Consider the following 7,853-nt stretch of genomic DNA (forward strand, 5'->3'; position numbering starts at 1 on the left):
AAGGAGAGGTGGCTCTATTGGTCCGAAACGGTGGCTCAATTCAGGCAAGATGATGACTCACCATATTTCGAAATAAGTGGCTTCGCCATGCCGTAATAATCAGAAAATCTAAATAGACAAATTTGCTCCGCTGTATTATCTATTTAAGGATATTTTTGTAACTGAACAGTGGTAGTTACATTATTACTAATAATGTGTATCGTATGTCAGCATCATTGTATAGTTTGGAACTTTTTCTGGAAATTAGAATTAAATAACGTAAGTTGGATGGTTTGACAGTTCGTTAACATAATGTCGATTATACCTAGTCTTCCTAGTGACCTAGCTTTACACTGAGAAGTTTGTGAGATAAAATTGGTCGAGATTAAATATCCCCATCAATACACAATCCCCGCTTGAAAAACAGTGAAATCTGTCCTCTTACAAGTGGGGGCTTTGTTATACATGGCATCTCACCTAAATCCTTAAATGACACCTCTAAACAATGAATTCCATTTATATTAAGAGTAAACCATCAACACAGTTACTTATCTTTTTCAGAGAAGAACAAATTCACGTTGAAAAACCTACGACAACATTCTCAAAAAGCGCCACCAATCTATCGTTGATGACACTTTTATCAATCATTATGACTATCATTCTATTCGCTAGAACCCATGACCACTCCAAATAGTCGGACCTGATCTAATCAAGAACTGAAACTATCTAAAATGATCTTTTTTACTATTTTTCCATAAATGAATACCTAAATAAGGGATATACGCAGCCAAACTATAAGCGATTAACCAACCTACAAGCGACACACCATTATCTCCATTGACTTTAGCCTTCCGATACGCTGTGCCATAGGCTAAAAACATTTGTATAAACGTTATTACATACCACGCAATTAAAATAAAGATAAAACCAGATAAACTCCTCATATACTTCCTTCTTTTAAATGTACCTATTTTAAAATAACATTTTTTCCATTGTTGTACAACTTATTTTAAGCGCTACTTTGATACTTATCTTCATGCCAAAGTACCATAACAAAACAAACAGATGGCTTCGGTTTACACTTCTTATACGCATCAATAACACCCTTTAGTTAAATGTTGGCCAACGATTCTGCCAAAACCACCTGCACTGACTTTTGCTAAAACAAAATTTCCGTCTTCTTATCCATATACTTCGCCCCTTTAATATGGGCGTACTTCATTTGACCTTTGTGCTCAAATAATTTTATGGCTATCACTTTTTCCATAAAACTGCGCACAGCCGCCGCGCTCAACTCTTGATTGGGTTCATGGACCACAATCGTCGTTGGCTGTTCGTCCTCATTGGTAAAATACAGATATAATTTTTTAGCCATCAGACTCCCTCCTTTCTAAAAATACCTCGTCCGCGTTAAAATTTGCACTGAATCCTTGGAATACTTGGTTGGTAACACCTCTAAGAATAACTTGGCAAATTCCACTACTTTGTTTGGCTCCGGATTTTTAGGCAGATGAACAAGACGAATCCGCTTAAGCTCTTTCTGAGTTGCTACATTGTAACAACACACCACATCCGTTCCTTCCCAAATAACCATCATGATGCTTCACCTCCATTCATTAGTTCCTCCGCTTGGTCGAGGATGTCGTTGTACAACTCTTTTAACGCCACAGCTTCTTTAACAAACCCAATCAGAGATAGCCCCATGGTGATATTATTCATCTCTGAGTGACTCAAATCCGTCCGTCCTTTAAAATAATAACTCAGAGTCACCGCCATATCTCGTTTGCAACAAGCCATTACCTGCGTCACTGGATACTGCCAACGCCTCAACCCACTTAACCGTCGCTCTGCCTCGCCAATCTCGCCACTGGCAAAGGCCACCAGCACCTGATCCTCTTGATATGTATCCAACGGAATTTCCTTTTTCTGTTTAGTCGTAGCCAACACCAAGCGTTCGCCACAAGCTGCCACCATCTCCTCCAAGCGCAAGAGATTAATGCCTTGGGAAACACCTCGTTCCATCTGTGCCACCACCTGGCGATTACGGCCAATTCGCTTCGCTAACTCTTCCTGACTAATATGCTTTGCTTCCCGTAACTCCCGCAACAAGCGAGCTACCTCCACTCTAGTATCGCCCTTGCCAACTTTAATATCCGCTTCTGTTTTAATCATCATTATTCTCCTTTTTAGTAACGTAACAGCTGTCCAGGATAAATCAAATCCGGATTGGCCAACTGATTTAAACTGGCTAACGTCTGCCAAGCAATCCCTAATGTTTGACTAATTCCCCATAAGGTATCCCCTGACCTGACTTGATACATGCGATTAGACACCTTACTAACAATCGACTGATCATTCACCCAGCCCAAGCCGCCTTCGTCCAGTAAATAGGGATTTCGCGCCCCTGGAATGATACGAGTAATCACGCCTTGAGTCCGCAGTGGTTGATGTTTTTGATCACTAACCGAACTGGTATACACCCCATTTATCATCACGCGGTTACCAACCTGATAAGGTCCTGGTTTGTGACCGATTTCCGTTCCCGAAAAGAAACTAAAAGGCTGTCGTCCTGCGTGTCGCGATAGATCTAAGGGTCCATTATAGCCAGGTAAACGCCCCGTACTGGTATACTGATGTAAATCATAATACGTGGCAGCCGTTGGATTTGCGCCCTGATACTCGCCAACATTAGCACCGTAAGTTGGTAACCACAACCCATCGTATTTGTTTATATCAACTTCTCTGAAACCGAAATGATGAAACAAATGATTCGCCACATAAATTCCGACTTTTTTAGCGCCCAGTCCTTTCAAGCGCTGTCGAAAAACCTCGCAGCCCTGAGGCATCCCTGACATCGTCCGTTCTTCCACATCTAGCCACCAAAACAAAGGCTGAAATTCCTTAGCACGGCGATAAAAAACTTCAGCCTCCTGTGCCATATCCACTTCCGAAATCCCCCGAACCCAAGCATAGACGTGAACGGGTATCCCCGCTTTTTTCAATTCTCTTAAATGGGTGCGAAAATGTAAATCTTCCCGTAAACTGCCAAACTGAACACGGATGATCGCTAAATCAATAGGCTTGGCCAGCTCTTGATACTGAATCCCACTGGGCAACTGATGCTCACTGATATCGATAATCAGCGGTCGTGGCCGACTCATTTGAACACCTGTAAACGCCGTAACTCTTTTAACACATCAAAGCCACCGGCTGCCAGTAATCCGACCAAAAGACCGTTAAAGCTGGTCATTATCAAAGACTCCTGATAAATGACCCCTATGATCATCCCTAAGATAACCCCAACCCCACTTGCCACAAGAGCAAAGTACTTCGTTGCCACCCACTGCTGTTTAATCACCTCTACTACCAATCCCACTAAAACCGCTAGTGCTACTAAATAACTACCATTAATCATGGTTAACAGATCACCAATCATCATCCTGCCCCCTCCTTTTTCTTAGTCTGCCTCCTCATTAATTAACCTCCGCCCATTGTTTGTCATAACCATCCAACCGTTCAGACAGCTCCCGAGTTTCCTGCCTCAGCAGTAAATGCTCCGCAGTCAGGGTTCGGTCTAGTTGTTTAATTTCTTGCTGCAAGCCATCGATTGCCTTGATTAAAGGCCGAGTCACCTGTTCTCTAATGGTCATAAATCCCTTCATACACAACGCTGAAACCATTGACAGCAAGCCAATAATCGCGCCGATTTCACCAATGGTTAAGCCTAAAAAAGTCATCGTTCTCACTCCCTTTCTTAAACCTGGCGGGGGGAAGCCCCCCGCCTAAGGCCATCCTCACTTACCCTTCAATCGCTGGCTCTTTGGAAACATTGAAAATTTCCACTGTCTTAGTTTCAACTATACGGGCTGCTTTTTTCTCTGTGTAGAGAGCCATTTTTTTATCCGTATTGTAAAATAAACCTAAGGCACTAAACCGATCCATCCAGCTTTGAATTTCTGCTGACGTCAGATCTTCCCGAAATAATTTCGGACTAATCGTATTAGACGTCCCCAGCTCATTGGCAAAAATCAGCTGCAGTTTTTTGGTCACACTTTCATTCATGATCTTACCCCCTTTCTTTTTTTCCAAGAACATGGTTATAACGTTTAACCGTCACCACTCCATCTAGCAAGGTTCCAACTGGCCCTAGTTCCTCAAACAACTTCCCTAACGCCACTAGCCCTTCAGAATTGGCTTTTTCTTTGACATTGGCCATGGTTTGTTTACTTTTCATTCCCCCTTGGTTCAATGTCACCTCCGTTTTTTGACTGTCAAACTTTTCTTGATACATAGCACTCTTCCTTTCTCTTGCGATATAAGCCGACCAGAATTTGTTCCTGCCTCTTACCCTCTACACAAGTACCACGAAATTTAGCGGTGAATTCTCACCCCCTTTTAGAAAATCTTAATAATAATCTCGATATTTCTGCTGAATCTTTTTGCGGTACTGATACACTGTTTTCTGAGAACAACCATACTCTTTAGCTAACTGGGTCATGGATACGCCTTCATTAAATCGCTTTAAAACAAACTCTTTTTCTAACGGTGACAAGCTTTTCATAAATTCATCCACCCGGCAATTGTTTATCAGTAAGTCACTGGGATCAATCGAAGGATCATCTACTAACGTCTCCCCCTCATGTGCTTCAAACTTTACTAACCACTCTTCCTCTTTGATTATTTTGCGACGTAAGTCCCGCAAGTGCCAGACAATTTTGTTATAGCTAAAGGCTTTAAAATACTCAACATCCATTGGTTCTGTTAAACGTTGCTGGGCACGTATCAGTTTTAACCACTCTAATTGAGCCTCTTGCACAAAATCATCAAAGTAAGACATTTCTTTGTTGATTCTCGCGGCTTTTACTGCGCCATAAATCAATCCCTGATTGTCTTGCAACAAGGTTTCTTCGTCGAAATAAATCGAGTTAGTCATGTTCATCACTCCGTTTAGTCAATTAATCATCGATGACTTGGCTAAACTTTAACAAGTCATCTCTTAATCAGCAAATCCCAATTTCTCACATTGCCTGCCAATATGCCACAACGCCATAATCAAACTCCCATAGTAACCGTCTTTCACTGAATGATTGGCCCTATTTTGTGTTATATTCGCCCCTTTAGTGCTAGATTTGCTTATAAGAAAACCCTTGATATGTCATCCCTAAGCTTTTATAATGAATGTATAAAGTTCAGCAAATTGGGCACTCGAGTGATGGTTGACCGGTCAGAAAAGAAAGGAGGAATAGTATGGCCGACTATAAAAAAGATGATAAAATAAACGACGTATCAGAATCATTCCCCATTACGGAAGATCGCTTAGATTATTATGTTGCTGATTCGAATTATCGAAAACAGGGTGACTTGCCAGACGATATGCTGCTCCTATATAAAACAGTAGACAACAAACAACCGATTAATTTAATGTTACTAAAAGGAGAACGATGGGTAAGCACCAGTGTGAATCAGTTACAACTATTTTCAAACTACACATCTGAAAGAGGCAATCACGATTACAAACGGCAACAACAGCTCGTTAAACATATTCACGGTACCTCTGGTTATAAAGCAGCTATTCTCACTACTAACAGTGCGCTTATGAACGTAAACGAAGGGTTGTATGTTCAGATCACACGACTAATTAGCTTTCAGGAGATTCGTGAAAAAGATAACAAGTACAGTCGCACTTCACTGACCTTTGAAGGGGGAACCGTGGTAATCATCAACCTGGGAATTGAGTACTTTACGACACGGTTTGACGCTGCACTGGAACAATTAGATAGCTATCGTTGCTCCTATGACATGTTAGCTAACTATGAGTACATTGGTCCTACCCAGAGAAGCTTGCTTCAAAAGCATCTCTTAGATACCATTAGCCCCCTTAGTCCCTTTATCCAAAGTCGCATCAAACAATTGAAAACGAAAAAAGACTTCAATCGCTATTCCCTTTCCTTTTACAATAAGGAAATGGTCAAAATAACCATTCAGCCTGCCATAACGAATGGTTTACTAACTAAAAGTGATTTTCCAGATATTAAGTTTTAGTAATGTTTTTTAAAACCCCTTAAGAGTCCGCTCTTTTTTTTCGTTGTATGTGTGAATGGTAAAAAGGGGGTGAGACATATGACGTGTCAAAAAAAGCTTCGAGTTCACTTTTTAGAACAAACCAACCGCAGGCAAAAGGTCGATGTTCCTGTTTTTTTAGATAATCTCTCAGGGGAGTTTTTGGAGAAACAATTAAATGAGTTAATTGCCATGGATGTCTTGTTGACTGGGAGGAAACGAAATCGTCAGACGAAACGATGCGATGGTGCCGAGTATATTATCGTGACCAAAAACGATGTTTTTAAGAATTAATTTGTTATTAAACGGGTGATATTCTCATCCATTTGTTGAGGATTTGATTTTTCAAGTGGCCAATACGCTGATGAATTTACCCTAACCTATCTCAAGAATACCAAGGAATTGGGAGACAGAGGTCAGGAAATCTCATGAAAGTAAATCCATCGATGAGTGACAGATTCACTCATTACGAACTTTATCATTTTTTAGCTCTAAAATCTCCTTCAGCATGTTAATAACAACACAGGCACACAATTAATACAGCTGGATGATTCACTCATTAGATCTGTGTTCTACTATCGGAAAAAACAACTAACCATGGTGTTATAAAATGAGGGATAAACTCATCCATTGGCTGCGGATATGTGCTTACAGTTCCACGGCATTAATCAACAAGTATTGGAAAACAGACGATTTTAATGCCACTTTAAATTTGAAAAGTCAGCCACGAATGAGGAAATCACTCATTGTGTTGCTTGTTCTTTTTAAGAGATGTATCAATCAAATCATCGTTATTAAACAGGTGATGGCTTCACTCTTGAGTTGAACTTTTCATTTTATAAGTAATTAAAATAACTGGGAATCAAAAAATGGACAGCAACCAACCTATCGAAAAATAGGATCAGCCAGAACTGACGACCGATTCACTCATCACAGGTCTTGTTTTAATAATGAGAAAAGAAACTACTTACTCGTTATTAAATGAGGATCTGTCTCACTCAGAAACTGTGGGTTGATATGGAAAAGTCAGTTAGATTAACCTGGGGAACCTTAGCCACTTATTGCCAAGGCTAAAAAAAGGAACCATGGATGAGCTATTCACTCATTCGCCCCCCTGTTATAACTAAAGGTTGCCACCTCAACCATCTCGTTATTAAATGAGAGGAACTATCACTCATGAGCATGCTTTACACCCAAGTAAATCCCACTGGATATCGATAGCTAACCGCTGATACCAAAGGGATAATCGCTCACCGCTGATTTTATTAAAAGATCTTTGAGTGACGATTCCATGCAGCTAACTGTTAGTTATCATTAAGAGCGTGAGCAACCAAATTATCTGTTATTATATGAGGGATGTTTTCACTCATGAATTGTGTGTTGTTGATTTTAGCCAAAGAATAAATTGTTGAGGTGTTGATTTAGACAGTTTTTAGACTAAAAACGAGAGGGAATGAACATTTACACGTTAAGGAAAGACAGACACTTTTAGTTATTAACTGTAGGGGACCTTTATGAATTGAGAATAACTATTACACCAGTCGAATACCACCAAATCATGGAGAGAAATCCCTTGATTTGGTGGTATTTTTTTTGAAACAGTTTGTATATGGGCTTCATCACGCAGCATTAGAGCCCTGCTCTAATGCTTTTTTGTGTAAATCAATCGCAAAAAGCCAGCTCAACGTTACGTTGAAACTGGCTTTATCCCTACTTATGCCCTAGTCTTTTAAACCCTCAGGCAACGACCTCCCCTTCATCACCTTCCAAGGCTTCCCTAACAATTTGTTCCCGCTGAGCCATTAAGATTGCGG

General features: G+C 40.5%; 12 protein-coding genes. 2 read left to right on the forward strand and 10 right to left on the reverse strand.

The annotated features are described in order from the left end of the window. Nucleotides 1–701: 701 nt before the first annotated feature. From RWN13_RS23385 to RWN13_RS23430, 10 genes are all read right to left on the reverse strand, one after another. Complete coding sequence (locus RWN13_RS23385; protein WP_314068628.1) at nt 702–923, reverse strand: hypothetical protein; 222 nt, start codon at nt 921–923, stop codon at nt 702–704. Between the two features lie 215 nt (nt 924–1,138). Next, a complete protein-coding gene (locus tag RWN13_RS23390) occupies nt 1,139–1,354 on the reverse strand; it encodes a DUF2922 domain-containing protein (protein ID WP_314068630.1) in 216 nt (71 codons plus the stop codon). 15 nt (nt 1,355–1,369) lie between these two features. Next, nucleotides 1,370–1,576: a hypothetical protein gene (locus RWN13_RS23395; RefSeq protein ID WP_314068632.1), complete on the reverse strand. Its 207-nt coding sequence runs from the start codon at nt 1,574–1,576 to the stop codon at nt 1,370–1,372. Continuing rightward, entirely contained in the window at nt 1,573–2,151 is a 579-nt protein-coding gene (locus RWN13_RS23400; protein ID WP_314068638.1) for a helix-turn-helix transcriptional regulator, read from the reverse strand. The genes RWN13_RS23395 and RWN13_RS23400 overlap by 4 nt, the downstream gene beginning before the upstream one ends. Nucleotides 2,152–2,165: 14 nt before the next feature. Next, the gene (locus RWN13_RS23405; protein WP_314068640.1) at nt 2,166–3,140 is read right to left on the reverse strand and encodes a GH25 family lysozyme; all 975 of its coding nucleotides are present in this window, start codon (nt 3,138–3,140) and stop codon (nt 2,166–2,168) included. Further along, nucleotides 3,137–3,418 carry a hypothetical protein gene (locus RWN13_RS23410; RefSeq protein ID WP_314068641.1) on the reverse strand — a complete coding sequence of 94 codons (282 nt, stop codon included), beginning with the start codon at nt 3,416–3,418 and terminating at the stop codon, nt 3,137–3,139. Before RWN13_RS23410 ends, RWN13_RS23405 begins: the two co-directional genes overlap by 4 nt. A gap of 34 nt (nt 3,419–3,452) precedes the next feature. Further along, entirely contained in the window at nt 3,453–3,716 is a 264-nt protein-coding gene (locus RWN13_RS23415; protein ID WP_314068643.1) for a hypothetical protein, read from the reverse strand. A 61-nt stretch (nt 3,717–3,777) separates the two neighbouring features. Continuing rightward, complete coding sequence (locus tag RWN13_RS23420) at nt 3,778–4,041, reverse strand: DUF2922 domain-containing protein (RefSeq protein ID WP_314068645.1); 264 nt, start codon at nt 4,039–4,041, stop codon at nt 3,778–3,780. A 4-nt stretch (nt 4,042–4,045) separates the two neighbouring features. Next, on the reverse strand, nt 4,046–4,270 hold the full coding sequence (locus RWN13_RS23425; protein ID WP_314068646.1) for a hypothetical protein: 225 nt from the start codon (nt 4,268–4,270) through the stop codon (nt 4,046–4,048). Nucleotides 4,271–4,384: 114 nt separating this feature from the next. After that, complete coding sequence (locus tag RWN13_RS23430) at nt 4,385–4,912, reverse strand: sigma-70 family RNA polymerase sigma factor (protein ID WP_314068647.1); 528 nt, start codon at nt 4,910–4,912, stop codon at nt 4,385–4,387. Between the two features lie 314 nt (nt 4,913–5,226). On the opposite strand from RWN13_RS23430, the gene RWN13_RS23435 reads away from it, so the two are divergent. Both RWN13_RS23435 and RWN13_RS23440 read left to right on the forward strand, forming a co-directional pair. Continuing rightward, entirely contained in the window at nt 5,227–6,021 is a 795-nt protein-coding gene (locus RWN13_RS23435; protein ID WP_314068648.1) for a hypothetical protein, read from the forward strand. 78 nt (nt 6,022–6,099) lie between these two features. Continuing rightward, entirely contained in the window at nt 6,100–6,333 is a 234-nt protein-coding gene (locus tag RWN13_RS23440) for a hypothetical protein (RefSeq protein ID WP_314068650.1), read from the forward strand. Nucleotides 6,334–7,853 lie beyond the last annotated feature (1,520 nt).

Origin of the sequence: uncultured Vagococcus sp. (assembly GCF_963518325.1) — a bacterium.
Lineage (GTDB): Bacteria > Bacillota > Bacilli > Lactobacillales > Vagococcaceae > Vagococcus_D.

What these genes read in the sequence shown, in the direction of transcription:
- RWN13_RS23425 (WP_314068646.1), bottom strand. Translation starts at nt 4,270, where the DNA reads ATGTATCAAGAAAAGTTTGACAGTCAAAAAACGGAGGTGACATTGAAC.
- RWN13_RS23430 (WP_314068647.1), bottom strand. Translation starts at nt 4,912, where the DNA reads ATGACTAACTCGATTTATTTCGACGAAGAAACCTTGTTGCAAGACAAT.
- RWN13_RS23405 (WP_314068640.1), bottom strand. Translation starts at nt 3,140, where the DNA reads ATGAGTCGGCCACGACCGCTGATTATCGATATCAGTGAGCATCAGTTG.
- RWN13_RS23400 (WP_314068638.1), bottom strand. Translation starts at nt 2,151, where the DNA reads ATGATTAAAACAGAAGCGGATATTAAAGTTGGCAAGGGCGATACTAGA.
- RWN13_RS23440 (WP_314068650.1), top strand. Translation starts at nt 6,100, where the DNA reads ATGACGTGTCAAAAAAAGCTTCGAGTTCACTTTTTAGAACAAACCAAC.
- RWN13_RS23395 (WP_314068632.1), bottom strand. Translation starts at nt 1,576, where the DNA reads ATGATGGTTATTTGGGAAGGAACGGATGTGGTGTGTTGTTACAATGTA.
- RWN13_RS23390 (WP_314068630.1), bottom strand. Translation starts at nt 1,354, where the DNA reads ATGGCTAAAAAATTATATCTGTATTTTACCAATGAGGACGAACAGCCA.
- RWN13_RS23410 (WP_314068641.1), bottom strand. Translation starts at nt 3,418, where the DNA reads ATGATGATTGGTGATCTGTTAACCATGATTAATGGTAGTTATTTAGTA.
- RWN13_RS23420 (WP_314068645.1), bottom strand. Translation starts at nt 4,041, where the DNA reads ATGAATGAAAGTGTGACCAAAAAACTGCAGCTGATTTTTGCCAATGAG.
- RWN13_RS23415 (WP_314068643.1), bottom strand. Translation starts at nt 3,716, where the DNA reads ATGACTTTTTTAGGCTTAACCATTGGTGAAATCGGCGCGATTATTGGC.
- RWN13_RS23385 (WP_314068628.1), bottom strand. Translation starts at nt 923, where the DNA reads ATGAGGAGTTTATCTGGTTTTATCTTTATTTTAATTGCGTGGTATGTA.
- RWN13_RS23435 (WP_314068648.1), top strand. Translation starts at nt 5,227, where the DNA reads ATGGCCGACTATAAAAAAGATGATAAAATAAACGACGTATCAGAATCA.